This is a genomic window from Streptomyces sp. NPDC060027, from assembly GCF_042737005.1.
Taxonomy (GTDB): Bacteria; Actinomycetota; Actinomycetes; order Streptomycetales; family Streptomycetaceae; genus Streptomyces.
In genome coordinates, this window is the sequence record NZ_JBHWVI010000028.1 from 17,066 (window position 1) to 40,216 (window position 23,151).

Annotated in this window: 25 protein-coding genes and 3 pseudogenes; 13 read left to right on the forward strand and 15 right to left on the reverse strand. The window is 70.1% G+C overall.

The window, feature by feature from the left end; translation table 11 throughout:
• Window positions 1-204: 204 nt before the first annotated feature.
• From ACFWBT_RS10085 to ACFWBT_RS10105, 5 genes are all read right to left on the reverse strand, one after another.
• A complete protein-coding gene (locus tag ACFWBT_RS10085; RefSeq protein ID WP_385697883.1) occupies window positions 205-471 on the reverse strand; it encodes a DUF4235 domain-containing protein in 267 nt (88 codons plus the stop codon).
• Window positions 468-926 carry a DUF3618 domain-containing protein gene (locus ACFWBT_RS10090; protein WP_385697885.1) on the reverse strand — a complete coding sequence of 153 codons (459 nt, stop codon included), beginning with the start codon at window positions 924-926 and terminating at the stop codon, window positions 468-470. The genes ACFWBT_RS10085 and ACFWBT_RS10090 overlap by 4 nt, the downstream gene beginning before the upstream one ends.
• Window positions 923-1,294, reverse strand: coding sequence for a phage holin family protein (locus ACFWBT_RS10095; RefSeq protein WP_385697946.1), 372 nt, complete (start codon window positions 1,292-1,294; stop codon window positions 923-925). The genes ACFWBT_RS10090 and ACFWBT_RS10095 overlap by 4 nt, the downstream gene beginning before the upstream one ends.
• A gap of 96 nt (window positions 1,295-1,390) precedes the next feature.
• Window positions 1,391-1,819, reverse strand: a complete 429-nt coding sequence (locus ACFWBT_RS10100) for a hypothetical protein (RefSeq protein WP_385697887.1) — start codon at window positions 1,817-1,819, stop codon at window positions 1,391-1,393.
• Window positions 1,820-1,865: 46 nt separating this feature from the next.
• Window positions 1,866-2,921 (reverse strand): YihY/virulence factor BrkB family protein, encoded by a 1,056-nt coding sequence (locus ACFWBT_RS10105; RefSeq protein ID WP_385697888.1) that lies wholly within the window; start codon window positions 2,919-2,921, stop codon window positions 1,866-1,868.
• 188 nt (window positions 2,922-3,109) lie between these two features.
• On the opposite strand from ACFWBT_RS10105, the gene ACFWBT_RS10110 reads away from it, so the two are divergent.
• Entirely contained in the window at window positions 3,110-3,334 is a 225-nt protein-coding gene (locus ACFWBT_RS10110) for a hypothetical protein (protein WP_385697890.1), read from the forward strand.
• Window positions 3,335-3,632: 298 nt separating this feature from the next.
• Here ACFWBT_RS10110 and ACFWBT_RS10115 read toward each other — a convergent pair whose 3' ends face one another.
• A complete protein-coding gene (locus tag ACFWBT_RS10115) occupies window positions 3,633-4,106 on the reverse strand; it encodes a hemerythrin domain-containing protein (RefSeq protein ID WP_385697948.1) in 474 nt (157 codons plus the stop codon).
• A gap of 232 nt (window positions 4,107-4,338) precedes the next feature.
• Here ACFWBT_RS10115 and ACFWBT_RS10120 point away from each other — a divergent pair, with 232 nt between their 5' ends.
• Window positions 4,339-4,806, forward strand: a complete 468-nt coding sequence (locus ACFWBT_RS10120; RefSeq protein ID WP_385697891.1) for a hypothetical protein — start codon at window positions 4,339-4,341, stop codon at window positions 4,804-4,806.
• A gap of 157 nt (window positions 4,807-4,963) precedes the next feature.
• Here the strand turns inward: ACFWBT_RS10120 and ACFWBT_RS10125 are convergent, their stop codons facing one another.
• A complete protein-coding gene (locus tag ACFWBT_RS10125; protein ID WP_385697893.1) occupies window positions 4,964-5,722 on the reverse strand; it encodes a hypothetical protein in 759 nt (252 codons plus the stop codon).
• Window positions 5,723-5,951: 229 nt separating this feature from the next.
• On the opposite strand from ACFWBT_RS10125, the gene ACFWBT_RS10130 reads away from it, so the two are divergent.
• The 6 genes from ACFWBT_RS10130 (at window position 5,952) to ACFWBT_RS10155 (ending at window position 8,770) form a co-directional block, all read left to right on the forward strand.
• Window positions 5,952-6,383: an Asp23/Gls24 family envelope stress response protein gene (locus tag ACFWBT_RS10130; protein WP_385697950.1), complete on the forward strand. Its 432-nt coding sequence runs from the start codon at window positions 5,952-5,954 to the stop codon at window positions 6,381-6,383.
• 38 nt (window positions 6,384-6,421) lie between these two features.
• Window positions 6,422-6,649 carry a hypothetical protein gene (locus ACFWBT_RS10135; RefSeq protein ID WP_356460398.1) on the forward strand — a complete coding sequence of 76 codons (228 nt, stop codon included), beginning with the start codon at window positions 6,422-6,424 and terminating at the stop codon, window positions 6,647-6,649.
• Window positions 6,646-7,092 (forward strand): Asp23/Gls24 family envelope stress response protein, encoded by a 447-nt coding sequence (locus ACFWBT_RS10140; protein WP_385697894.1) that lies wholly within the window; start codon window positions 6,646-6,648, stop codon window positions 7,090-7,092. Before ACFWBT_RS10135 ends, ACFWBT_RS10140 begins: the two co-directional genes overlap by 4 nt.
• Window positions 7,089-7,784, forward strand: coding sequence for a DUF6286 domain-containing protein (locus tag ACFWBT_RS10145; RefSeq protein WP_385697896.1), 696 nt, complete (start codon window positions 7,089-7,091; stop codon window positions 7,782-7,784). Before ACFWBT_RS10140 ends, ACFWBT_RS10145 begins: the two co-directional genes overlap by 4 nt.
• 9 nt (window positions 7,785-7,793) lie before the next feature.
• Window positions 7,794-8,387, forward strand: a complete 594-nt coding sequence (gene amaP, locus ACFWBT_RS10150) for an alkaline shock response membrane anchor protein AmaP (protein WP_385697897.1) — start codon at window positions 7,794-7,796, stop codon at window positions 8,385-8,387.
• 212 nt (window positions 8,388-8,599) lie between these two features.
• The gene (locus ACFWBT_RS10155; protein WP_385697899.1) at window positions 8,600-8,770 is read left to right on the forward strand and encodes a hypothetical protein; all 171 of its coding nucleotides are present in this window, start codon (window positions 8,600-8,602) and stop codon (window positions 8,768-8,770) included.
• 565 nt (window positions 8,771-9,335) lie between these two features.
• Here ACFWBT_RS10155 and ACFWBT_RS10160 read toward each other — a convergent pair.
• Window positions 9,336-10,022: a hypothetical protein gene (locus tag ACFWBT_RS10160; protein ID WP_385697900.1), complete on the reverse strand. Its 687-nt coding sequence runs from the start codon at window positions 10,020-10,022 to the stop codon at window positions 9,336-9,338.
• Window positions 10,023-10,365: 343 nt separating this feature from the next.
• Here ACFWBT_RS10160 and ACFWBT_RS10165 point away from each other — a divergent pair, with 343 nt between their 5' ends.
• The 4 genes and pseudogenes from ACFWBT_RS10165 to ACFWBT_RS10180 all read left to right on the forward strand — a co-directional run bounded on the left by ACFWBT_RS10165 (window position 10,366) and on the right by ACFWBT_RS10180 (window position 12,579).
• Window positions 10,366-11,160, forward strand: coding sequence for a SigB/SigF/SigG family RNA polymerase sigma factor (locus tag ACFWBT_RS10165; protein ID WP_385697902.1), 795 nt, complete (start codon window positions 10,366-10,368; stop codon window positions 11,158-11,160).
• A 437-nt stretch (window positions 11,161-11,597) separates the two neighbouring features.
• Window positions 11,598-11,834, forward strand: a pseudogene (locus tag ACFWBT_RS10170) (ABC transporter permease); the annotation flags it as partial.
• A pseudogene (locus ACFWBT_RS10175) lies at window positions 11,815-11,919 on the forward strand (ABC transporter substrate-binding protein); the annotation flags it as partial. The pseudogenes ACFWBT_RS10170 and ACFWBT_RS10175, both read left to right, overlap by 20 nt.
• Window positions 11,920-11,970: 51 nt before the next feature.
• Window positions 11,971-12,579 (forward strand): hypothetical protein, encoded by a 609-nt coding sequence (locus ACFWBT_RS10180; protein ID WP_385697904.1) that lies wholly within the window; start codon window positions 11,971-11,973, stop codon window positions 12,577-12,579.
• 99 nt (window positions 12,580-12,678) lie between these two features.
• Here the strand turns inward: ACFWBT_RS10180 and ACFWBT_RS10185 are convergent.
• From ACFWBT_RS10185 to rhaI, 7 genes and pseudogenes are all read right to left on the reverse strand, one after another.
• A pseudogene (locus ACFWBT_RS10185) lies at window positions 12,679-13,399 on the reverse strand (ATP-binding cassette domain-containing protein).
• Window positions 13,400-13,421: 22 nt separating this feature from the next.
• Window positions 13,422-14,069: a lactate utilization protein C gene (locus ACFWBT_RS10190; RefSeq protein WP_385697906.1), complete on the reverse strand. Its 648-nt coding sequence runs from the start codon at window positions 14,067-14,069 to the stop codon at window positions 13,422-13,424.
• Window positions 14,066-15,544, reverse strand: coding sequence for a LutB/LldF family L-lactate oxidation iron-sulfur protein (locus tag ACFWBT_RS10195; protein ID WP_385697907.1), 1,479 nt, complete (start codon window positions 15,542-15,544; stop codon window positions 14,066-14,068). The genes ACFWBT_RS10190 and ACFWBT_RS10195 overlap by 4 nt, the downstream gene beginning before the upstream one ends.
• Window positions 15,541-16,296 (reverse strand): (Fe-S)-binding protein, encoded by a 756-nt coding sequence (locus ACFWBT_RS10200; RefSeq protein WP_385697908.1) that lies wholly within the window; start codon window positions 16,294-16,296, stop codon window positions 15,541-15,543. Before ACFWBT_RS10200 ends, ACFWBT_RS10195 begins: the two co-directional genes overlap by 4 nt.
• 94 nt (window positions 16,297-16,390) lie before the next feature.
• Entirely contained in the window at window positions 16,391-17,836 is a 1,446-nt protein-coding gene (locus tag ACFWBT_RS10205; RefSeq protein ID WP_385697910.1) for a rhamnulokinase family protein, read from the reverse strand.
• 5 nt (window positions 17,837-17,841) lie between these two features.
• A complete protein-coding gene (locus ACFWBT_RS10210) occupies window positions 17,842-19,881 on the reverse strand; it encodes a bifunctional aldolase/short-chain dehydrogenase (protein ID WP_385697912.1) in 2,040 nt (679 codons plus the stop codon).
• A gap of 217 nt (window positions 19,882-20,098) precedes the next feature.
• The gene (gene rhaI / locus ACFWBT_RS10215) at window positions 20,099-21,259 is read right to left on the reverse strand and encodes an L-rhamnose isomerase (RefSeq protein WP_385697914.1); all 1,161 of its coding nucleotides are present in this window, start codon (window positions 21,257-21,259) and stop codon (window positions 20,099-20,101) included.
• Window positions 21,260-21,626: 367 nt separating this feature from the next.
• Between rhaI and ACFWBT_RS10220 the strand changes: the two genes are divergently transcribed.
• Window positions 21,627-23,144 carry a sugar ABC transporter ATP-binding protein gene (locus ACFWBT_RS10220; RefSeq protein ID WP_385697915.1) on the forward strand — a complete coding sequence of 506 codons (1,518 nt, stop codon included), beginning with the start codon at window positions 21,627-21,629 and terminating at the stop codon, window positions 23,142-23,144.
• Window positions 23,145-23,151: the final 7 nt, after the last annotated feature.

Sequence of the window (23,151 nt, forward strand, 5' to 3'; positions counted from 1 at the left end):
CGAGTGTCCCGTCACGGGTGTGCAAAACATGACGTAGCGGTCCCGTAAGAACAGAGATCATCGGTCCGGGTTCTGCAACGTGATGGACCTTGATGTCGGTCCGCTGTCAGGGCACTCTGCTGCCGGTCCGGAAGGTGGCGTCTGCCTTGGGTGGCAGTGCTGGCGCGGGGCGGGACTCCGCGTCCTGGCCCCCACGTTGGTTTGTCAGCCGGGCCAGGTTCCGGTCAGGCTGCGTGTGGTGGCGGCGCCGGCGCGGTCGACCGCAGCCTTGACTCCGGCGAAGATGGCGCCTTGGAGCGTGGCGGCCAGGAGGACCTCGCTCCATGCGCGGTCCTCGTCGGTGGCGTCGGGGGCATCTTTGTCGTGACCGAGCACCTTCCACGCCTGTTTGAAGGCCGCCCCGGCGATCATGCCGCTGACGGCTCCCAGGGCGAGCCCGACCGGTGTGTAGGCGATCTTCGAGGCCTTCATCTGCTCAGCCCTTTCTTGCGGCGGCCGGCCAGCCACAGCACGGTGACGCCCGCGGCGGCGACCAGCAGCACGGTGCGGTGGTCCCGTGCCAGCTGCGCAGACTGGGCCGCCTTCTGCCGCAGGGGTTCGGGTGCCTTCTCTTCCCACATCCGTTTGGCCCGGCCTGCCGTGGCGCGGACCTGCCCGGCCGCCTGGGCAGCCTTGTCCTTGACCGAGTCGGGCAGCTTGTCCTGAACCTGGGAGGTGGCCTTCGCGGCCTGAGTCTTGAGCTCGTCGACCTTGACGACGGCCTGCTCTTTCAGCTCGCCGGCCTTGTGCTGGGTGCGGGCCTTGACGTCGGTTTTGTCCGCGAGGGCCTGGACTGTCTGCCCGAGGTCGTGGCGGGTCTGCTCGATCTGTTCGCGGAGCTGTTCGGGGTTGGGGGCGCTCGGCCGGTCGGCGGGTGTGTGGGTCATCGGTGTGCGCTCCTCTTGATCTCGGCCACGTCGGCCTTGACGTTCTCGATCGTGCTCTGGGGCGTCGGCGGGGCGGCCTTGCCGATCTGCTGCTTCCCGCTCAACGCCAGGACGGCGGCGATCACACCGAGAACGGCGGTGACGGTGAGGGCCGCGGCCCACACAGGCAGCAGCAGGGCCAGGGCTGCGATGACGGTGGCCACCAGTGCCTGGAGCATCAGGAATCCGGCCAGCGAGGCACCGCCGAAGAGCCCCCCGCTCTTGCCGTAACGCTTGCCCTTCTCCTGCATCTCCGCCTGCGCCAGCCTCATCTCGCCGCGCACCAGTTCGGTCAGCTGCCGCGAGGCCTGCTGCACCAGCTCGCCCACCGGCTCGTGCCCCACGCCGTTCGTAGACCGGCCCGCGCCGGTGCCTTGCGGTTGTGTACTCGACACACGATCACCTCCTGCTCTCTTTTGTTCCTGTCAGTCGGGTCGCGCCGCGGTGCCCGGCCGTCCGATCAGTTGGCGAGTACCCCAAACCGTGGAGTTCAGGAGAAAAGCGATCTGCCGCGGACAGGGATGTGCTGCGGGACGGTGTGCGCGGCCGCTACAGCCGCTGCCGCAGCAGAAGCGGGGATGCCGGGTGAGCCAGACGCTGCCCAGGCCGTTGGACACCAGCTGCGCCAGGGCGAGCGCCGCGCGCCCCGAGACCGCGGACCTGCGCCCGCGCCGGCCGCCGAACGCCGCCATCACGACCGCCGCGCCGCACCACAGCTTGCTGCCCTCCACCGCCGGCAGCAGCCGGCCGACGCCAGGTGGAATGCGGGAGGCGGCCCGTTTCGTCAGATGCCGATCCGCTTCGCGAACCGCCTCACCGATGTCATGAACCCTGGGTGTCCGCAGACCGGCCATTGCACACTCACCCATCACCCATCACCCATCACCCATCACCCCACGGTCATTCTTCGCCTTCGTCGAGGCGGCGTAGGTCGTCCTCGTCCCATTTCCGGGTGTCGCGGGGCTGGGTGTAGGGCTCGGTCCCGGGCGGGAGCCCGCCGGCGATGGCTCGCTGGCGTACCGCCTCGGCGTCGAACTCCAGGCCGAGGAGGATGGCCAGGTTGCTGATCCACAGCCACACCAGGAAGACGACGACGCCGGCCATCGTGCCGTAGGTCTTGTTGTACGACGCGAAGTTGGCCACGTAGAAAGCGAACCCGGCGGAGGCGATCATCCAGATCACCAGAGCCAGGAAACTGCCCGGAGTGATCCACTTGAAGCCCTTCACCTTCGCGTTCGGGCTCGCCCAGTACAGGATCGCGATCATCGCCGTGACCAGCACGACCAGGACCGGCCACTTGGCGATCGACCACACCGTCAGCGCGGTGTCCCCGACCCCCAGCGCCGTGCCCACCTGGCGGGCCACGCCACCGGTGAAGACCACGATCAGCGCACTGACCACGGCCAAAACCATCAGGACAACCGTCACACCGACACGCACCGGCAGGATCTTCCACACCGGACGTCCCTCCGGCATGTCGTAGATGGCGTTCGCGGCACGGATGAACGCCGCGACGTAGCCGGACGCGGACCATATGGCCACGACGAGGCCGACGATGGCGACGATGGAGCCCAGGCCTGCGTTGCCCTGCAGCTGCTCCACGGCGCGGGTGATGATGTCGCGGGCCGGACCGGGTGCGAGCTGTTTGAGATTGTCCAGGACCTTGTCCGTGGTCGACTTTCCGGTGATGCCCAGCAGGGAGACCAGGGCCAGCAGGGCCGGGAACAGCGCGAGCACCCCGTAGTAGGTCAGGGCGGCCGCCCGGTCGGTCAGCTCGTCCTTCTTGAACTCCCGCAGACTCCCAGACAAGACCTTGCCCCACGCCTGTTTGGGTAGCTCCGTGGGCGTGTCCGGTGCCCGCTCCTCCACCTCGGGTCCGGGTCCGGCCTCCTCGGGCGTCGGCACGTCATCGACACCGTTTTGTTCTTTTCGCCCTGAAAGACTGAATTTCGCCATGCGAGCCGAGTACCCCGGCTCACGGCGTTGAGCAGCGGTCCGTGGAATGGATGTATACGGAGCATCGAGCGCCCGGACCGCGCCCAGGCCGTAGCCACTGCCCCGATGTTGGCGTCACGGTCGGGGGACAAGCCCTGACCGTCTCGGTTGACTCGCCGGAAGGGGCCGCCAGGAGCACTCTGGAAAGAGTGACCAGCACGCCGATCGTCGTACATGCGCCTTCCCGGACGGGCGGCCGGAGGGTCACTGTGCACTCCCACGGCCACGACGAGATCCTCGGCACCGCCTACAGCGATCGCGACCTGGTGGTGTTCCTCGAGGCAGCCGGCATCGACGATCCTGAGGGCATCCTGGACGACCCGCGGTGGATCGAATGGCGCGGAGGCCGTGCACATCGGTGGAGCGCTGGTTGAACCGTTCGTACGCGAGTTGCAACCGCGAGCCGTCGTGGATGCCTGGTCAGTTGCTCCGCAGGCATGACGACAACCCTCGGCGCCTTCGTTCTCGGTGCTCCCGATCCCCCGCGCCGGCCGACTTCTACCGGGCCCTGCTGGGGGCGGCCCGGGACCTATGGGTGCGGTTCCGGCCCGCCCGGCACCAACCTGCCCCCGAACGGCGGCTGTCGCTACGGGACCGGGCTACGAGTGAGAGCCCGCGAACCGGGGTGATGCCGGTCCTCAGCTGTCACGCATAGGAAGCGGAGGTGCCGGGCTACTGGTCGGCGCTGGGTACGGCCAGCGGGTCACCCGGGGCCTTCTGCTTCGCCTTAGCCATCTGTTCGCCGAGGTCGGTGAGGCGGTTACGGCCCATGGCCTTGCGGACCTCGGGGAACCATTCTGTCTCTTCTTCCTCGACGTGGTGGCGGACGTTCTCGATGAGGACGGTCATCTTGGCGTCGAACCGTTCGTCGGCCGGATCGAGGTCCTTGAGCTCGGAGAGCATCCACAGCACGACGTGGTGTTCCTCGACGCTTTCCAGGACGTGGTCCTTGGTGTCCGGCGCGGCTTCTCGAGCGGCAGGGTAGAAGATCTTCTCCTCGATCCAGGTGTGGGTGGTGAGTTCCTCGATCACCTGGTCGGCGATCTTCCGCTTCTCGGCGTGGGCCTTGTCGCCGGCCTTCTCGAACTGCTTGAAGAGCTTTTCGACCGTCTTGTGGTCTTCCTTGAGCAGCACGATCCCGTCCACCTTGATCTCCCTCACGTCCGTCATCCGGCGAAGCGGGCCTCCGCTCTGACGCCGTGTACCCGATGCGGGCTCGGAGAGTCTGTTCACCGCAGGGTTATGGCACTGACAGGCGACACTCCTAGGCCGAACGCGCGAGCGTTCGGCACCTCTGGACGCGGGGCTTGCAGAGCAGCGTGACACGCCTGGCCGCCGCGAAGGGGCCGCTGCGTAGCGCGGGAAGGCCGTTGCCCGCGTGGAAGTCCTGGCCGCCGGGGGCGTGCAGATTCTGTCGTTTGCGGCGCATTGTGGAACCGGCGGCGGGCATTCGTACAGGCAGATGCCCGGATCGCCGGACAGGAAGCTGGAGACGGCCATGTTGACGCACGCGCTCGAACGCGGTGTGCTCATCCTGACGTTGGATGACGATCCCAGCCCCAAGGGCCGGGACGTTCTTGCGACGTACATCAGCGATCTCGTCCACGTCCACGCCCCGACGCCTGTCGTCATCGTTCTTGGTGGCGAGGCGACCGCCACGGTGATCAGCGCTGTCCTGCGCGCTCATCGGCTGTGCAGCGAGCTTGGGGTACTGATGTCTGTGGCCACTCTCAGCGCTGCCGTCCGCCGCTCCCTCGAGACTCAGACGGCTGCCGACGGTCCGAGACTTGTCATCCACGCCCGTGCTGACATAGCCATAGCCACGGCGTTCACGGTCGCTGCGTAACTGCGCCGGCTGTTGGCGAACACGCTTCCACATGGCGGATCCCGCGAGTCCAGCCCGACCGGGGCGGTGGTCGCGGTGTGGCATGCGCTGAGGGCGAGGCCGGAGTAATGGGAGGATCACGCCGAATGCGTCGAGCCGTCAGTCGACACCTGGCTGGCTAGGCTGCGGTTTCGGTGATGAGGACGGCGGCGCTGACCGGGCCCGGGGCGTCGGTGGTGGCGGCAGCTACGGCAGCCCGGACGGCGCGGGCGACTTCCAGTGGATGGTGTCCGGGGGCGACCGCGAGTTGGACCTCGATGTGTCGGCCGGGTGGTTCGTCATGGTCCTCCACCTTGACCGGGCGGCTTCCCAGCACGGTGGTGAGGCGGGCGACGCCCGGAACAGCCGTCGCGACGTCCGCCAGCTCACCGACGGGCCCCCACATGGATCCTGTCCCGGTCACGGGGGGCGAGCTTCGCGCGGCTGCAGCTTCCGGTCCGGGCTTCATGGCTCTCTTTGAGGTTCGCGACCCGACCGCCTCCGAGCCCTCATGGAGGTTCGTGACGTGCAGGTCGGCTGTCACAGTGACCAGGCCGAGCCGTTCCGTGGCCTCGATGAGCAGTGCGCTCCTCAACTGGTCGACGGTCTCAGGCAGCGGCAGCCCGAGGGATGCTGTGAAGGCCGCCTCGATCCTGAGCGGGCCGGGCGGTAGCGCGCTCGCCGGCGGACGGACGGCCGGCTCGGACACGGGTTCATGCGGTGCCGGCCCAATGCGCAGGCTCTCCATCCAAACACCGGGGATCTCGGCGGCCGTGCGCTCGAGGACCCGGACGGCCGCTTGCTCGGTGATCCATGTCCCGTCGTCGGGCTCGCCGAGCGGGAGCAGCCGGCCCAGGTCGAGCTGGTGCCGTACTGCCTGCGTCCATGCCTCAGTCACCTGGCCTCTCACCGCCTCTTTTCTTGTACGGCCCAGGGCCGCGGTTCCTGTACTGACTGGCTGCGCCTGGAGTGTCCCCAAAAGCTTGGGGTCGGGCGCTCGAGCCACGCGCACCGCCCGCCCCATGGTGCATATTTAGAACAAGTAGCACTAAAGCGAACTATAGTATTGATAGCGGTGCGCGGGGTGGGCTCCTTTGATTGAGGGAGGAATGGGCTCAATGACCTCGATGACTGAGAACACCGGCGTCAAGCAACTGGGTGCGCCCGGCTCTCGCGGCCGGACGACCGTCGCCGATGTAGTGGTGGAGAAGATCGCCGGAATGGCCGCACGGGACGTGCGCGGCGTCTATGCCTTGGGCAGCGGATTGGCCCGCTCGATGGGATCCATGCGGGAGCGGATGCCCGGCGCCGGTAGTGGCAAATCCGTCACGCGCGGCGTCAGCGTCGAGGTCGGCGAGCTGCAGGCTGCCATCGATCTGGAGATCGTCGTCGACTACGGCGTGTCGATCACTGACGTGGCCGGTGCCGTCCGGGAGAACGTGATCTCCGCAGTGGAGCGGATGGCGGGCCGCGAAGTCGTGGAAGTCAACATCATGGTCAGCGACGTGAAGCTGCCCGAGGAAGAAGACGAAGGGGAAGAGCGGCAGCGAATCCAGTAGCCGGAGCGGAGCAGCCCGCTTGAGTGAAGGAGCGCGTGATGAGCAGGGCGGTCGTGGGCTTGATGGCCGGAATGGCGCTGGGTTTCGCCGCGTATTTCGGTGACTTCTGGGCTTTCCTACTGGTGCTGGGGCTGGGTGCCGTCGGTCTCGTGGTCGGGCGGTTCATGGAAGGTGATCTCGAACCGGGCGACTTCGTTCGCCGCCGAGACCGGCAGGAGCGGATCCGAGATGACCGGCGAGAGGCCCGGGGAGACAGGCTGCGGTGACCGGGGAAGCCGATCGGCGTCCGGGCATCCCCCGCGGGGAGCGCGGGGCGATCAGCGTCGCCGACCGGGTCGTTGCGAAAATCGCTTCCCGGGTGGCGCGGGAGGCGCTGAGCCGGTTCACCGAGTCGGCCGGCCACGTACCACCCGGCCGCCGGACTCCACACGTGACCGCATCCGTGCGGCGGGCACCGGAGCCGAATGCCGCAGGACGAGACGGTGAGGCTGCCGCCGGACGACAGGCGGTACTCGGCGAGGCACGGCTGCGCATCACCGTCGAACTCGGCTATCCGTCCGACATCGGAGCACAGTGCGCCGCAGTGCGCCGGGAGGTCACCGAACGGCTCAGGGCATGGGCCGGCATGGAAGTCCCCGACCTCGCGGTGTCGGTCGAGAGGCTGCACTCGGTGCACTCGCGGCACACGGACCAGGAGCGGGTGAGATGAGCGCGAACACCTGGCGGCAGCCGACCGGCGACAGCGACAGCGACAGCGACCTCGCCCCCGATCACGGACAAGCGGCTCCGTCCACCGATGGCCCACCGAGCGCGGGCGCGACGGCAGCCGTCGATGAATCGGGCCGGTCGGCACGCCGTTTCTGGTCCGCGCGGCGGATCCCCGCCGCCATCGTGGCCCTGCTGTCCGCCGCCGCCGTCGGACTGCTCCTGTACGACGTGGTCTCGGTGCGGGCGGATCGGCCGGCGATGCACTGGCGGCGGCGGCTCGCCGAGGAACTGGCCACACGGCCACTGGACGACATCTGGATGATCGTCGGGGCCGCCGTGGCGATGGTCATCGGTCTGTGGTTCTTCCTGCTGGCGGTGACGCCGGGGCTGCGCAGGCTGCTGCCCATGCGGCCGCCCACCGGTATCCCCGGGACAGGTGAGGTCCGCGCCGGGCTCGACCGCCGCGCAGCAGCCCTGATACTGCGTGACCGGGCCATGCGGGTGTCCGGTGTCCAGTCGGCACGGGTCACTGTCGGCCGCCGGAAGGTCAAAGCGCGGGCACAGGCACATTTCCGCAATCTCGACGAGGTCCGCGCGGACCTGAACGCCGAACTGGGCGAAGCCGTGATGTCCTTGGGCCTGGCCCGGCAGCCCACGCTGGCCGTGCGCGTCCGACGCCCCAAGAAGGGCTGAGGTGATCCGATGCTCAAGACAGCGAACCGGGTGCTGCTCGGACTGCTCGGCCTCGGACTGTTCGCCCTGGGCGGCAGCGTGCTGCTGGGCGCACTGGACCTGCAGCGCCACTGGGATTTCGACGTGCCGGGCTGGTGGCCCTTCCGCGGGCCGGACGATGTGGTGCTGGGCACCCAGGGACGCACCCGGTGGCGGGAAGAGGACTGGTGGTGGCCGACCGTCATCGCGGTGCTCGCCGTGCTGCTGGCCCTGCTGCTGTGGTGGCTCCTCGCGCAACGCAGACACCGCCTGGACCAGGTCCTCGTCAGCAGCGAAGACGGCGCGACGGCCCGGCTCGACGGCCGCGCGCTGGAGAACGTGATCAAGGAAGAAGTGCAAGTCCTGGACGGGGTCTCGCAGGCGCAGGTCCGGCTGACGGGCGGGCGTACCACTCCGACCGCACGAGTGCGGCTGTTGCTCGAGCCTCACGCGGATCCGGTGCAGATTCTGGGGCACCTGAGCCGGGAAACGCTCGTGCACGCACGAGAATCCGCGGGCCTGGACCGCCTCCCGTCGAAGGTCCGACTCCGAGAAGTCCGCCACCGCGCCCGACGCGCCGCCTGAATCCCGAAGGCCGAAGCCCGACGGGGGTACCGGCTGCGAGGCGTCCCGGATTCTCGGAACCCGAACATCTGGGCATGCATGTAGCGGCCCTGTGCGCCGGGGCCGTCACGCATCCCTCCTCGGCCGCCGAGACAACGAGCACAGGCACAGCGCATCCCGCCGGAGCCGAGAGGCCACGCAAATACCGCACGGCTCCTAGGAGGCATCCCGTCATGGTCCTCTTCCTGACCCTGCTCATCGCCGGAATCGCCCTGGTCGCCGTCGGCGTGGCCGTCGACGGCATGCTCTATCTGGCTTCCATCGGCGTACTACTACTCATTGTCGATCTGCTCTACCTGGTGGCCCGCTCCATCTGGCGCGCTCCCCGGCGCCCGGCCCGCTGAAATGGAACGGCCACGCCGGCGGACCCTCACTCGGTCACCTCCCGACCTCGGATCTGCAGGCCTTCCGCATCTGTGTCGGGGCCATGCATCGAGGGGCCTCTTGTCTTGCCACGGCGGGCGGGGCTTGAGGGCGTCGCGACGAGCTTGCAGAGTGCCAGCCAATGAGCTAGGCACAAGTGGGCATTTCTGACCAATGGTGCGAATAGGGCGGGGTGGTCCGGGTATTCCGTCGAGGGGGCTAGCGGACGGAGCACATCGTGATCATCAAGAAGATGCATGACATGGGTATCCGCAGCGCCCGTGAGGAGAGCACGAAGACCGAGTCGCCCCGCAGAGCCCCGACGCGTACCTGGCAGCCATGGCTTCCACAGACCTCACCGTCGTCGCCTGGGCCGGCTCCTTGAAGATAGAGCCTGGCGTCGACATCGCCCGGGCCGACCGCTGGGGAATCTGCATCGGCGAATGGGCCCCCACCTTCTTGGTCTTGGCCCGGCCCTCTCCCAGTGCGAGCAGCAGGACGACGCCATCGACGGCGAACTGCTGGCGCACCAGAGCGTCGGCTGACTCACGGGGCCCAACCACGCCCCGGGCAAACGGCGTTCCGCCAGAACACACACGCAGGCAATGCGGCATGCGCATTGCCTGCGAGCGGACTTCTTTGTGTGCCGATCGGAGTCGAGTCCGTCTCGGACGGTCCCCGTCCCGTGCGGTGATGTGTGCCGAACGCAGGACGTAGCTGCATGACCCGGGAGTGCTGTAGGCCCGTCTGGCTCTGCTGAACCGGGAACTTGAAAGACGGAGACAGCGCGGCGAAATCCGGGACGGAGAAGTCGTCGTATCCCACGACGACGCCGTAGAAGAGGAAGAGGCCGAGCAGCAGGAATCCGAGGGCGAGGAGCCCGAGGGTGAGGGCGAAGGCGATGCGGAGGAAGGCGCCGACTCCGCAAACGAGGACGAGGACGAGGACGAGGAAGCGGAGGGCGAAGAGGGGGCGGAGGACGCATACGAGGACGAGGAAGCGGAGGGCGAAGAGGGGGCGGAGGACGCATACGAGGACGAGGAAGCGGAGGGCGAAGAGGGGGCGGAGGACGCATCCGAGGACGAGGAAGTGGAGGGCGAAGAGGGGGCGGAGGACGCATCCGAGGACGAGGAAGCGGATGAGGACGTGGAAGACGCCCCCAAGAAGAGGAGGGGACAGAGGCGACGCGGTGAGTGATGTCGACTGCCGGCGGGGTCCTAGGCCCGCGGACAACCAGCCACAGGACCGCGCTCACGGCGCCCGGGGCGGTCGCGTGACCGCGGCGTGAGTGCCGCTGGGTAGTGCCTGGTCGGCGCCGTGATCATGTCGGTGCGAAGAGAGCACCCGGCTGGTGGGGCGTCGTCGCGCTCCAGTGTCGGCCGATCGCCATGCGTGATGTGATTCACGAATTTGTTTACGTGTGTCGATGCCGGGCATATGCTGTTTCAGTGCTTCGGACAGGAGGCACGCCCGTGGGATCCGGGTGCACCGGACCGCTAAGGTCTCCTGTCGGCCGTCCGCGCGCCCTCCCATGGTGACTGTCCACACAGCACCTCCTGAGGGAGACGTGAGAGACATGAGCGTCCCGGTCAGAACGAAGCGGCACCCGCACGACGACGCCCCCGACACCGACCCGGCCTTCGTCCGGCTCGGTGAACTGCCCGACGGCCCCGAGCGCAAGGCGCTGCGCGACGAGATCGTCCGGTCCTGGCTGCCCATGGCGCAACGCATCGCCGGGCGGTTCCGCGGCCGGGGCGAATCCGTCGAGGATCTCGTCCAGGTGGCGGCGCTCGGCCTGGTCAAGGCCGTCGACCGGTACGACCCCGGCCGGGGGCACGCCTTCGAGAGCTATGCGATCCCGACCATCACGGGCGAGATCAAGCGTCACCTCCGCGACCACCTGTGGATCCTGCATGTGCCGCGCCGCGTCCAGGACCTGCGCAACCAGGTGCGCGCCGCGCTCACGGAACTGTCCCAGACGGCGCCGGGACATCGCCCCACCGTCGCCGAGATCGCCACCTGCGCGCACCTCGACGAGGACGACGTACGTACCGCCCTGGAGGCCCTGGACCGCTGCACGGCCCTCTCGCTGGACGCCGAGCAGCCGGGCGCCGAGGGCGGCTACGCGCTGGCCGACGCCCTGGGCGAGCCCGACGCCCGCTTCGACCTGATCGTCGACCGCGAGGCCGTGAAGCCGCTGCTCGGCGGCCTGTCCGAGCGCGAGCGGACCATCCTCTACCTGAGGTTCTTCCGCGGTCTGACGCAGAGCCGCATCGCCGAGGAGCTCGGCATCTCGCAGATGCACGTGTCCCGGCTGATCAGCACCTGCTGCGACACGGTGCGCGAACAGGCGCTGGCGGACGTCGCGTAGCGCGGTCGCGCGGCACGGGAGCGCGGGGGAGTGCTCGCTCGGCCGCCCGGGCCCTTCTCCTCGGCCCGGGCGGCCGGGGGCGAGCTCACTGCCGAACCCTCCCGGGAACGGTTGGGCCGTGTGCCGCCCCTGTTCGCACTACCGAGGTCGGCTCGTTCCAAACACCTCGCGCCCCACGGATGTGCGTTCCTGGACCGGCCAAGCGGTCGAGGGGCGGGACCGCGCGGCTCGCACAGCGGTGGGCGACAGTGGAGGACCCGCGTGGTCCGTACATGTCCAGCCGTCCTCCGATGCCGATGCCGATGCCGATGCCGATGCCGGTGGGTGCCGGTGCCGGTGCCGGTCCTCACCGATCCTGGCGCCCGACGCGTCCGGCGCCACCCCGTCCGGGTCACCACAACGCGCGGTCGCCCTCGCCCGTCCGGTCCAATGGACGCGTGACCGCGCCCCCGGATGGCTGCCTCGCGCGCGACGAGTGGATCTGTGGCGCGTATCTGAGCACCCGCGGTCAGATCCTCGTCGACGCGACGGTGCAGCACCTCCAGCTCACGGCGGTCTCCGTCCTCGTCGCGCTCGTCCTCGCCGTGCCGCTCGCCGTCCTCGCCCGCCGCTGGGGCTGGGCGGCGGGACCGGTCCTCGCGGTGACCATGATCCTCTACACCGTCCCTGGCGTCCATGAACGAGCGGGTGGACAGCTGGCGACGGCTCCCGCAGGACGTGGCCAGGAAGTATCTGCAGGACGAGGGCCTGCTGAAGTGAGGGCGGGTTTGGCGGTCCGGGACTGTCAGTGCCACGCAGTACGTTGCGGGCATGGGTGTCTATCTGGTCAGTGTCGGTGCGCGGGAATGGTTCGGTGAGGACGATGACGACAGGGACGAGGACGCGATCGGATCCGGCGAGCTCGCCGCCGCGCTGAACGGCGCGTTGCTGCGGCGCGGCCTGCCGCCGTACACCTCCCTGCCCGAGGAGACACCCCTCGTCCGGGGCTCCGGGACGACGTTCGAGGAGAAGCTGAGCCCTCCCATGGAGGGCTTCATCGAGCTGTGCCGGGCCCATCTGTCGGAGGAGGAGACCGAGACGCTGTGCGGCTGGTCGGCGCTCGTGCCGACATCGCTGGACGAGGAGATCCGTCTGCCCGTCGAATCCGGCTACTCGGACGAGACGACGGTCGCGGGCGCTCCCCAGGTGCTCGCGATCGCCGAGCGGCTGGCGCGGCTCATCGACCTGCCGCCCGAGATACCGGCGACGTCCGACAACCTGGATCTGACCATGTGGTTCCTGGACGGGCCGGCGAAGGACACGGCCGCCGTCCGCCCGGGGCCGTGGACCGAAGACCTCGACGCGGCCTTCTACGTGGCGTTGTACCTGCGTGCCGCCCAGCATGTGCTGCGCCGCGGCTGTCCGATCGTGCTGTCCTGATCGGTCCGGAGCGCCGGCGCCCCGCGCCCCGGGTGCCGCCGCGCCCCGCGCCCCGGGTGCCGCGCGTTCCAGAGACCGGGTGTCCGCCACCGGGGCCGCTCAGGCGTCCGCCACCGAGTCGAAGTCGACCTGACCGCGCGGCACGCCCCGGGCGTCCGCGTCCACCGAACGCCGCAGGGCCTCGTGCAGCTTCGCCGGGGTGAGCACGCCGAGGAAGTGCGCCCCGTCCAGGACGGCGACCCAGCCGGCGTCGTGCTGGAGCATCACGCCGAAGGCCTGCTTCAGCGGAGCGCCCACGGGGACCCAGGAACCCATCCGGTGGGCGAGCCCACCCGGCCGCCCGCGCCGAGTTCGCCGACGCCGACCCAGCCGTGCAGATCGCCGTCGGCGTCGAGGACGACGGCCCAGCGGGCACCCTTCGTACGCAGCCGCGCGGCGGCCGACGACGCGCTCTCGTCGCACCGCGCGACCGGTGGCTGCTCCAGATCGTCGACCTCGATCGTGGTGACCGACAGCCGCTTCAGACCGCGGTCGGCGCCCACGAACTCGGCGACGTACGGCGTGGCCGGCGTACCCAGCACCGCACCCGGCGACGCCGACGCAGCCGGACCGGGTCGACGGTGGCGATGTCCTCGTCGTTCACCAGGATCCGGCCCGACGTCGGCTCGATCGGACGGTTCACCATCATCGTCGTCGTCTTGCCGCAGCCCGACGGGCCGACGAGCGTGACGAGTTCGCCCTCGGACACCTCGAAGGAGAGGTCGTCCACGGCCGTCGTACCGTCCGGGTAGCGCTTGGTGACCTGCTCGAACCGGATCATGGCCTCACGCCAACCGCGCCCGTCATTCCGCGCTCACCAGCACCACCTCCAGGGTGCGCGGACCGTGCACCCCCTCGACCCGGTCCAGCTCGATGTCGCTGGTGGCGGAGGGGCCGGAGATCCAGGTCAGCGGGCGCGCCGGATCGAGGCGCTCCATGGCCTGCGGTACGGAGGCCACCACCTGGTCGGGAACCCGGACGACGCAGATGTGGTGGTCCGGGATCAGGGTGATCCGGCGGCGGCCCTGGTCCGGGCCGCCGTCGAGGACGATCGTGCCGGTCTCGGCGATGGCGAGGGCGCAGCCGGTCACCACACTCCCCACCTCGTCGAGCTCCCGGGGCGTGCTCACGGCACGGTCGTGGACCCGGGTGGGATCCGCCGCCGACATCCACTCCGGCGGGAGTCCCGGAGGCACGAGCACGTGCCGGGTCCCGCGTTCGGCGAGCAGCCGCATGACGAGGTACGGCAGCTCCTCGTCGGTGCTGCGGTGCACGATCGCCCGGTAGTCCGCCAGGTTCTCCGCGAGCAGATCCACCGTCTCCGCGACACTCCGCGCGCCGTGCTCGCGCAGGTAGCTCCGGTCGACGGCCCGCTCGTACGGTCCTTCGTCCGCGGGTACGTCCGCGAGGGCCCGCCGCACCCGGCCGAGGATCAGATCCCTGCTGCTCACGTCGTCGTGTCCTTTCCGCCCCGCGTGCGCTGCCACCAGTCACGGAACGACTCCGCCGGAACCGCGGGCAGATCACGGGTCTCGCTCCACGCCCTGCCGGGGCCCGGCAGGGTCCGCGGGTGGAAGCGGCGGGTCCGGGACGCGAGGCGCTGCCCGGTGCGCAGCGCGCCGGGGTGGCTGAACGCCCAGCGCGCCGCGCGCATCGCCGCCCGCTCGGCGGCGTGCCCCTTGGCCGGCTTGAGCACGACCGTGTTCCCCTCCCGCGTCGCCCGGCCGCCCTCCGCGATCCGCTCGCGCAGATGGACGAGGACTTCCGGGATGTCGATGGCGACCGGGCAGACCTCGTAGCAGGCCCCGCACAACGAGGAGGCGTACGGGAGGGAGGCGTCGATCTCGCTCGCGGTGCCCCGGAGCTGCGGACTGAGGATGGCGCCGATCGGTCCCGGGTAGACCGAGCCGTAGGCGTGGCCGCCCGCCCGCTCGTACACCGGGCAGACGTTGAGACACGCCGAGCAGCGGATGCAGCGCAGCGCCTGGCGGCCGACCTCGTCGGCGAGCGTGTCGGTGCGGCCGTTGTCCAGCAGGACCAGATGGAAGTTCTGGGGGCCGTCCTCGTCCGTGGTGCCCGTCCACGTCGAGGTGTACGGGTTCATGCGCTCGGCCGTGGAGGAGCGGGGCAGGGTCTGCAGGAACACCTCCAGGTCCCGCCAGCTCGGCACGATCTTCTCGATACCGACGACCGAGATCAGGGTCTCGGGGAGCGTCAGGCACATCCGGCCGTTGCCCTCGGACTCCACGACGACGAGGGTGCCGGTCTCGGCGACCATGAAGTTGGCGCCGGAGATGCCGACCTTGGCGCGCAGGAACTTCTCGCGCAGATGCAGGCGCGCCGCCTCGGCCAGCTCGGCGGGCGTGTCGGTGAGTCCCCCGGGCGCCGGGCGGCCCCACGCGCCCATCTCGCGGACGAAGATGTCACGGATCTCGCCGCGGTTGCGGTGGATCGCCGGGACGAGGATGTGCGACGGCCGGTCCTTGCCCAACTGCACGATGAGTTCGGCGAGATCGGTCTCGTACGCGTGGATGCCCGCGGCCTCCAGGGCCTCGTTGAGGCCGATCTCCTGGGTGGCCATCGACTTGACCTTGACGACCTCGCTCTCGCCGGTCATCTTCACCAGGGCCGTGACGATCCGGTTGGCCTCCTCGGCGTCGGCGGCCCAGTGCACGACGCCACCGGCCGCCGTCACCGCCTCCTCCAACTGCACCAGATAGCGGTCGAGATGACGGAGCGTGTGGTCCTTGATCCGCTTGCCGGCGTCGCGCAGCGCCGCCCAGTCGGAGACCTCGGCCACCGCCTTGGCGCGCTTGGCGCGGATGGTGTGGGTGGCGTGGCGCAGATTGCCGCGCAGGGTGGCGTCGTGCACGGCGTCGTGCGCCGCCTTCGGGAAGGCCGGCATTCCGACGAACGTTCCGCTCATGCGCCCGGCTCCTCTCGCGTGCTCGCCAGGATCTCCGCGATGTGCACCGGCCGCATGTCCGTCCTGAGACGGCCCATCGTGCCCCCGATATGCATCAGACACGAGTTGTCGGCGGCACACAGCACCTCGGCGCCCGTCGACTCGGCGTTGCGCACCTTGTCGGCACCCATCGCCGCGGAGACATCGGGGTTCTTGACGGCGAACGTCCCGCCGAAGCCACAGCACTCGTCGGCGCCGGGCAGCTCGCGCAGTTCGAGTCCCTCGACGGCCTGGAGCAGCCGGCGCGGCCGGTCGCCGAGACCCAGGCTGCGCAGGCCGTGACAGGTGGGGTGATAGGTCACCGTGTGCGGGTAGTACGCGCCGACATCCGTCACACCGAGGACGTCGACGAGGAACTCCGTGAGCTCGTACGTCTTCGGCACGACCGGCGCCAGGGTCCTGGCCAGAGTGTCGCCGCGCCCCTCCGCGCGGGCCCGCTCGCCCATCCGCGGATACAGCTCCCGCACCATCGCCCCGCACGACCCGGACGGCGTCACGATCGCCTCGTAGTCCCCGAACACATCGGAGAAATGCCGGGCGAGCGGCTCGGCCTCATGGCGGTACCCGGTGTTGTAGTGCGCCTGCCCGCAACAGGTCTGCCCCATCGGGAAATCGACGTCGACACCCAGTCCGGTCAGCAGTTTCACCACGGCGCGGCCGGTGTCCGGATACAGCGTGTCGTTGACACAGGTCAGGAACAGTGCGACACGCATCGCAGCTCCATGGTCTCGATCATCGGATGGGTGCAGGGTACGCGGCGGGCGCGCAACGGGGGAGGCAGCGCGCGCCCACCGGATCGGCCGGGTCTCACCGCGCGCCGAACCGCGCCTCGGCCGCGCGCCACGCCGCCGTGTCGCCCCGCGGCTCATAGCGGCGGAGCGGCTGCGTGCGCGCCACGAGACCGCGCATCTCGGCGCGTTCGCCGACCAGGCGGTGCGCCCGCGCCTGGACGAGGACGTTGCCGAGCGCGGCCGCCTCCGCCGGTCCCGCCACGACCGGCAGACCGCAGGCGTCGGCGGTGAGCCGGCACAGCAGCTCGTTGCGGGTGCCGCCGCCGACGATGTGCACGACGTCGACCGGATGGTCGGCGAGGGACTGCGCCTCCTCGATGGCCCGGCGGTGGGCGAGCGCGAGGGAGTCGAGGATGCAGCGGGTGATCTCGGCACGTGACTCGGGCACCGGCTGCCCCGAGTCCCGGCAGGCGTCCGCGATCCGCGACGGCATCCGGCCCGGCGCGAGGAACGCCGGGTCGCCCGCGTCCACGACGGAGCGCAGCGGCGCCACCTCGGCGGCGGCCGTGAGGAGTTCACCGAGGTCGGGGTGGCCCCACTCGCGCATGCACTCCTGGAGCAGCCACAGGCCCATGATGTTGCGCAGATAGCGGACCGTGCCGTCCAGGCCCAGCTCGTTGGTGAAGTTGGCGGCCCGGCTCGCCTCGGTGAGGACGGGCGCGTCCAGCTCCAGGCCCGCCAGGGACCAGGTGCCGGTGCAGATGTACGCGAACCGCTCGCCGGTGGCGGGAACGGCGGCCACGGCCGAGGCGGTGTCGTGCGAACCGACCGTCGTCACCGGCACCGGGCCGGTCATCCCGGTCTCCTCCAGCACACGCGGCAGCAGGGACCCGGCCGGGTCGCCGGGACGGCGCAACGGGGCGAACAGCCCGAGGTCGACACCGAGCCGCTCCGCGAGACCGTACGACCAGTCGCGGGTCCGCGGATCGATCAGCTGGGTCGTGGAGGCGTTGGTGAGCTCGGTGCCCGCCTCGCCCGTGAGCCAGTAAGACAGCAGATCCGGGATCAGCAACAGGCGCTGTGCGGAGGCCAGTCGGACGGACGAACGCGCGGCCGTCAGCTGATACAGGGTGTTGAACGGCGCGTACTGCAACCCCGTCGCCGCGTACAGCTCGGCGGCGGGCACACTCGCCCACACCTTCTCCGCGACGCCCTCGGTGCGGGCGTCGCGGTAGTGCACGGGATTGCCGAGCAGCGCCCCGTCCGCGTCCAGCAGGCCGTAGTCCACCGCCCAGCTGTCGATGCCGACGGAGTCGACCTGACCGGCCGCGCGGAGTCCGTCGAGGATCCCCGCGTACAGCGCCAGGATGTCCCAGCGCAGCCCTTCGGGGACCCGGACCGGCCGGTTCGGGAAGCGGTGCGCCTCGGCCAGCTCCAGTGTGTCCGGGCCGACACGGCCGACCATGACGCGTCCGCTGGACGCGCCGAGGTCGACCGCGGCGTAGGTGTGCGCGGCGCTCATCGACGTCATCGCAGGAACGCGGCGGCGACGCCGGCGTCGACCGGGACGTGCAGTCCCGTGGTGTGCGTCAGGTCCCCGCCCGTCAGCGCGAAGACCGCGTTCGCGACATGCTCCGGCAGCACCTCCCGCTTGAGGATGGTCCGCTGGGCGTAGAACTCGCCGAGCTTCTCCTCCTCGATGCCGTACGTCGCCGCCCGCTGCGCGCCCCAGCCGCCCGCGAAGATGCCCGAGCCGCGCACGACCCCGTCGGGGTTGACGCCGTTGACCCGGATGCCGTGTTCGCCCAACTCGGCTGCCAGGAGACGCACTTGATGCGCCTGGTCGGCCTTGGTCGCGGAGTAGGCGATGTTGTTGGGGCCGGCGAAGACCGCGTTCTTGGACGCGATGTAGACGATGTCGCCGCCCAGTCGCTGCGCGATCATCACCCGGGCCGCCTCGCGCGAGACGAGGAAGGAGCCGCGGGCCATGATGTCGTGCTGGAGGTCCCAGTCCCTCGCGGTGGTCTCCAGCAGCGGCTTGGAGATGGAGATGCCCGCGTTGTTGACCACCAGGTCGACACCGCCGAAGGCCAGCGCCGCCGCCTCGAAGGCCTCGGCGATCTGCTCCTCGGAGGTGACGTCCACGGCGACGGCGACGGCCTTGTCGGGACCGCCCAGCTCGGCGGCCACCTCGGCGGCGCCCTCGGCGTTCAGGTCCGCGACCACGACACACGCGCCCTCGGCCACCAGCCGCTCGGCGATCGCCCGGCCGATCCCGCTGCCCGCGCCCGTCACCAGCGCCACTCGCGTGGCGAGCGGCTTGGGCTTCGGCATCCGCTGGAGCTTGGCCTCCTCCAGAGCCCAGTACTCGATGCGGAACTTCTCCGACTCCTCGATCGGCGCGTACGTCGAGACGGCCTCGGCGCCCCGCATCACATTGATCGCGTTGACGTAGAACTCGCCCGCCACCCGTGCCGTCTGCTTGTCCTTGCCGAAGGAGAACATCCCGACCCCGGGGACCAGCACGATCGCCGGGTCCGCGCCGCGCATCGCGGGGGAGTCGGGCAGCGCGTGCCGCTCGTAGTAGGCGGCGTACTCCACGCGGTACTCGGCGTGCAGTTCCCCGAGCCGGGCGACCGCTTCGTCGAGGGAGGCGGTCGGCGGCAGGTCGAGGACGAGGGGCCTGACCTTGGTGCGCAGGAAGTGGTCCGGGCACGAGGTGCCGAGCGCCGCGAGCCTCGGGTGCTCGGCCCGGGAGAGGAAGTCCAGCACCTCTTCCGAGTCGGTGAAGTGGCCGACCTGCGGACGGTCCTGGGAGGCGATGGCCCGGATGTACGGCGCCAGCGCGGCGGCGCGCTCGTGGCGGTCCGCCGCGGCCGGCGCCTCGTACCCCTCGACGACCGGTCCGAACGGCTCCGCCTTCCCGCGGTCGGCAAGGAAGGCCTCGGCGGTGCGGATGATGTGCAGCGAGTTGCGCTCGCACTCCTCGGCGGTGGCGCCCCAGGCGGTGATGCCGTGGCCGCCCAGGACACAACCGACGGCCCCCGGGTTGGCCTCCTTGACCGCCGCGATGTCCAGTCCCAGCTGGAAACCGGGCCGGCGCCACGGCACCCACACCACGCTGTCGCCGAAGCACTCGGCGGTCAGCTTCTCCCCGTCCGCCGCGCAGGCGAGCGCGATCCCCGAGTCGGGGTGCAGATGATCGACGTGCGGGGCGTCGACGAGCCCGTGCATCGCCGTGTCGATCGACGGCGCCGCACCGCCCTTGCCGTGCAGGCAGTAGTCGAACGCGGCGACCATCTCGTCCTCGCGCTCGACGCCCGGGTACACCTCGGTCATCGCCCGGAGCCGGTCGAGCCGCAGCACCGCGAGTCCGGCCTCGGTGAGGGTGCCGAGGTCGCCGCCCGACCCCTTCACCCACATCAGCTCCACGTCCCCGCCGGTCACGGGGTCGGTGTCGGTGCCCTTCGCGGACGTGTTGCCGCCCGCGTAGTTGGTGTTGCGGGGATCGGCGCCGAGCCGGCGCGACCGAGCCAGCAGAGCGGCGGCTTCGGGATGGGGTGCCATGTTCCAGGTCCTTAAGGAGAGGGTGTGGGTTCACTGGGGAACGAACCCGAGGAAGGGTGCCCCTCAGGGGCGCGGGGAACTGCGCGACCGGCCACGACGACTCCCGCGTCCCGCGGACCGCCCGGTGGGGCAGACGGGGCCCGGAAGGCTTGCTCCGAACCCGCAGGGGCAGCCCCCTCGGCGAGCAAGGAGGCGCCGGTAACGGGGCCAGGCCCCCCTAGGCCCCCCACCCCGCCTGGGTGCCCCCGACCCGCTCGGCGGCGATCCGCTCGGCCCACCCCGACCGGTGGTACGCGGCCACCGGGTCGGGATCGAGCCCCAGCTCCGTACGGACCTCGGCGAGCAGCGGCCGTACGTCCGTGTTGTACGCGTCCATCACCACCGCGTTCGCGGCGAGCACGTCCCCGGCCCGCTGCGCCTCGGCGAGCGCGCCGCGGTCGACGAGGAGCGCCTTGGCGGTGGCCTCCTGCACGTTCATGACCGAGCGGAGGATCGCCGGGATCTTCGCCTCGATGTTGTGGCACTGGTCGAGCATGAACGCGACGTCCGGGGAGAAGCCGCCGCCGCGGATCACCTCGTACATGATCCGGAACAGCTGGAAGGGGTCGGCCGCGCCCACCATCAGGTCGTCGTCGGCGTAGAAGCGCGAGTTGAAGTCGAAGGCGCCGAGCTTGTCCTCGCGCAGCAGCGTGGCGACGATGAACTCGATGTTGGTGCCGGGCGCGTGGTGCCCGGTGTCGACCACGACCTGCGCCTTGGGGCCGAGCTTGAGGCAGTGCGCGTACGCCGTGCCCCAGTCGGGGACGTCCGTCGCGTAGAAGGCGGGCTCGAAGAACTTGTACTCCAGCAGCATCCGCTGGTGGTCGCCGAGCCGCGCGTAGACCTGCGCCAGAGCTTCGGCCAGCCGGTCCTGGCGCTCCCGCAGATCGTCCTGGCCGGGATAGTTCGTCCCGTCGGCGAACCACAGCTTCAGGTCCTGGGAACCCGTCGCGTCCATGATGTCGACGCATTCGAGCAGGTGATCGACGGCCTTGCGGCGCACCGCCGCGTCCGGGTGGCAGACGGAGCCGAGCCGGTAGTCGTCGTCCTGGAAGGTGTTGGAGTTGATCGCGCCCAGCTTCAGGCCGCGTTCCTCGGCGTGCTTCGCCAGCGCCGCGTAGTCGTCGACCCTGTCCCAGGGGATGTGCAGCGCGACGGTCGGGGCCGCGCCGGTGAACTCGTGCACCTTGGCGGCGTCGTCCAGCTTCTCCTGGGGGGTCCGGGGCACGCCCGGTTGCGCGAACACCTTGAATCGGGTTCCCGAGTTCCCGTACGCCCACGACGGCGTCTCGACGGCCTGGGTCTTGAGCGCGGCCTTCACCGCGGCGAACTCGGTCACTTCGGGACTCCTACGACTTCGAATGGGAACGGCTTCCTCGACGGCTTGCGGAACCGTGTCGTGACGGCTGTCCGGGACGGGTCCCGAGGGACTTCCCGCAGGGCTTCCCGCGGTGCTGCTCACGGGGCTTCCTGAACATGGCGTCTGAAACGATTCAGGAGCTGAAGCTATGAGCACCCCGAAAGGCTGTCAACCCCTCCGGCGTGGACCGTTCACCGTGACCCTGTTGTGACACAGGGCCGTCGAAGAATTTCGACACGAACCCATTGACGTGACCTGGGTGACCTGCCTAACGTCCCGGCAACCCAATTGAAACCTTTCACGACGCTGTGGGGGCCGTCCCGCCGACGTCGTCGAGGAGCCCCTCATGACCCACCCGTCCGACACGGGACCGGCCCCGGTGCTGGCACTGAAGGACCTTTCGAAGTCCTTCGGTGCCGTGCGCGCCCTGCGGGACGTGTCCCTGGAACTGTTCCCCGGCGAGGTGCACGCGCTCGCCGGAGAGAACGGCGCGGGCAAGTCGACCCTCATCAAGACGCTCGCCGGCGTGCACCGACCGGACGCCGGCCAGGTGCTGCTGGACGGCGAACCCACCGTCTTCCACGGTCCCGCCGACGCCCGCGACGCGGGCATCGCGGTGATCTACCAGGAGCCCACGCTCTTCCCCGACCTCTCGATCGCCGAGAACATCTTCATGGGCCGTCAGCCCCGGCGTGCGCTCGGCCGCATCGACCACAGGGCGACCCACGCGGCGACCGCCGCCCTGATGAAGCGCCTCGGTGTCGAACTCGACCCCGAGCGCCCGGCACGCGGTCTGTCGATCGCCGACCAGCAGATCGTCGAGATCGCCAAGGCGCTCTCCTTCGACGCCCGCGTCCTGATCATGGACGAACCGACCGCCGCCCTGACCGGCAGCGAGGTGGCCCGGCTGTTCGGTGTGGTCCGAGCCCTGCGCGAGCAGGGCTCGGCGGTGCTGTTCATCTCGCACCGGCTGGAGGAGATCTTCCAGATCTGCGGGCGCGTCACGACCCTGCGCGACGGGGCCCTGATCTCCAGCGAGCCGCTCGATGGCATGACGGAGGACGACCTCGTACGCCGGATGGTCGGCCGCGACCTCGACGAGCTCTACCCCAAGCAGGACGTCGAGGCGGGCGAAGTCGCCCTGAGCGTGCGCCGCCTGACCCGGGAGGGCGTCTTCACCGATGTCTCCTTCGACGTCCGGCGCGGCGAGATCGTCGGGCTCGCCGGGCTCGTCGGCGCCGGCCGCACGGAGGTCGCGCGCTCGGTGTTCGGCGTGGACCGCTGGGACGCCGGAGAGGTGGAGGTCGACGGCCACGCGCTGACGAACGGCGCCCCCTCCACCGCCATGGCCGCCGGGCTCGCCCTCGTCCCCGAGGACCGGCGCGCCCAGGGCCTGGTGATGGACATGTCCATCGAGCGCAACATCGGCCTGACCGGGCTGCGTACGACGGTCAGGGCGGGCCTGATGGACCGCGGCGCCGAGCGCAGCCGCTCCCTCGACTGGGCGGTCAGGCTCCAGGTGAAGTACGCCCGGATCGCCGACACCGTCGCCACGCTCTCCGGCGGCAACCAGCAGAAGGTCGTCCTCGCCAAGTGGCTGGCCACCGGCCCCAAGGTGCTGATCGTCGACGAGCCGACGCGCGGCATCGATGTCGGCACCAAGGCCGAAGTGCACCGTCTGCTCAGCGAGTTGGCCGCCGACGGGGTGGCCGTCCTGATGATCTCCTCCGATCTGCCCGAGATCCTCGGCATGGCCGACCGCGTGCTCGTGATGTACGAGGGCCGGCTCACGGCCGAGATCCCACGTTCCGAAGCCACCGAGGAATCCGTGATGGCCGCCGCCACCGGGAGGGCCGCCGCATGACAGCCAT

What these genes read in the sequence shown, in the direction of transcription:
- ACFWBT_RS10085 (WP_385697883.1), bottom strand. Translation starts at nt 471, where the DNA reads ATGAAGGCCTCGAAGATCGCCTACACACCGGTCGGGCTCGCCCTGGGA.
- ACFWBT_RS10090 (WP_385697885.1), bottom strand. Translation starts at nt 926, where the DNA reads ATGACCCACACACCCGCCGACCGGCCGAGCGCCCCCAACCCCGAACAG.
- ACFWBT_RS10100 (WP_385697887.1), bottom strand. Translation starts at nt 1,819, where the DNA reads ATGGCCGGTCTGCGGACACCCAGGGTTCATGACATCGGTGAGGCGGTT.
- ACFWBT_RS10105 (WP_385697888.1), bottom strand. Translation starts at nt 2,921, where the DNA reads ATGGCGAAATTCAGTCTTTCAGGGCGAAAAGAACAAAACGGTGTCGAT.
- ACFWBT_RS10130 (WP_385697950.1), top strand. Translation starts at nt 5,952, where the DNA reads ATGACTGAGAACACCGGCGTCAAGCAACTGGGTGCGCCCGGCTCTCGC.
- ACFWBT_RS10135 (WP_356460398.1), top strand. Translation starts at nt 6,422, where the DNA reads ATGAGCAGGGCGGTCGTGGGCTTGATGGCCGGAATGGCGCTGGGTTTC.
- ACFWBT_RS10145 (WP_385697896.1), top strand. Translation starts at nt 7,089, where the DNA reads ATGAGCGCGAACACCTGGCGGCAGCCGACCGGCGACAGCGACAGCGAC.
- amaP (WP_385697897.1), top strand. Translation starts at nt 7,794, where the DNA reads ATGCTCAAGACAGCGAACCGGGTGCTGCTCGGACTGCTCGGCCTCGGA.
- ACFWBT_RS10155 (WP_385697899.1), top strand. Translation starts at nt 8,600, where the DNA reads ATGGTCCTCTTCCTGACCCTGCTCATCGCCGGAATCGCCCTGGTCGCC.
- ACFWBT_RS10165 (WP_385697902.1), top strand. Translation starts at nt 10,366, where the DNA reads ATGAGCGTCCCGGTCAGAACGAAGCGGCACCCGCACGACGACGCCCCC.
- ACFWBT_RS10180 (WP_385697904.1), top strand. Translation starts at nt 11,971, where the DNA reads ATGGGTGTCTATCTGGTCAGTGTCGGTGCGCGGGAATGGTTCGGTGAG.
- ACFWBT_RS10195 (WP_385697907.1), bottom strand. Translation starts at nt 15,544, where the DNA reads ATGAGCGGAACGTTCGTCGGAATGCCGGCCTTCCCGAAGGCGGCGCAC.
- ACFWBT_RS10200 (WP_385697908.1), bottom strand. Translation starts at nt 16,296, where the DNA reads ATGCGTGTCGCACTGTTCCTGACCTGTGTCAACGACACGCTGTATCCG.
- ACFWBT_RS10205 (WP_385697910.1), bottom strand. Translation starts at nt 17,836, where the DNA reads ATGAGCGCCGCGCACACCTACGCCGCGGTCGACCTCGGCGCGTCCAGC.
- ACFWBT_RS10210 (WP_385697912.1), bottom strand. Translation starts at nt 19,881, where the DNA reads ATGGCACCCCATCCCGAAGCCGCCGCTCTGCTGGCTCGGTCGCGCCGG.
- ACFWBT_RS10220 (WP_385697915.1), top strand. Translation starts at nt 21,627, where the DNA reads ATGACCCACCCGTCCGACACGGGACCGGCCCCGGTGCTGGCACTGAAG.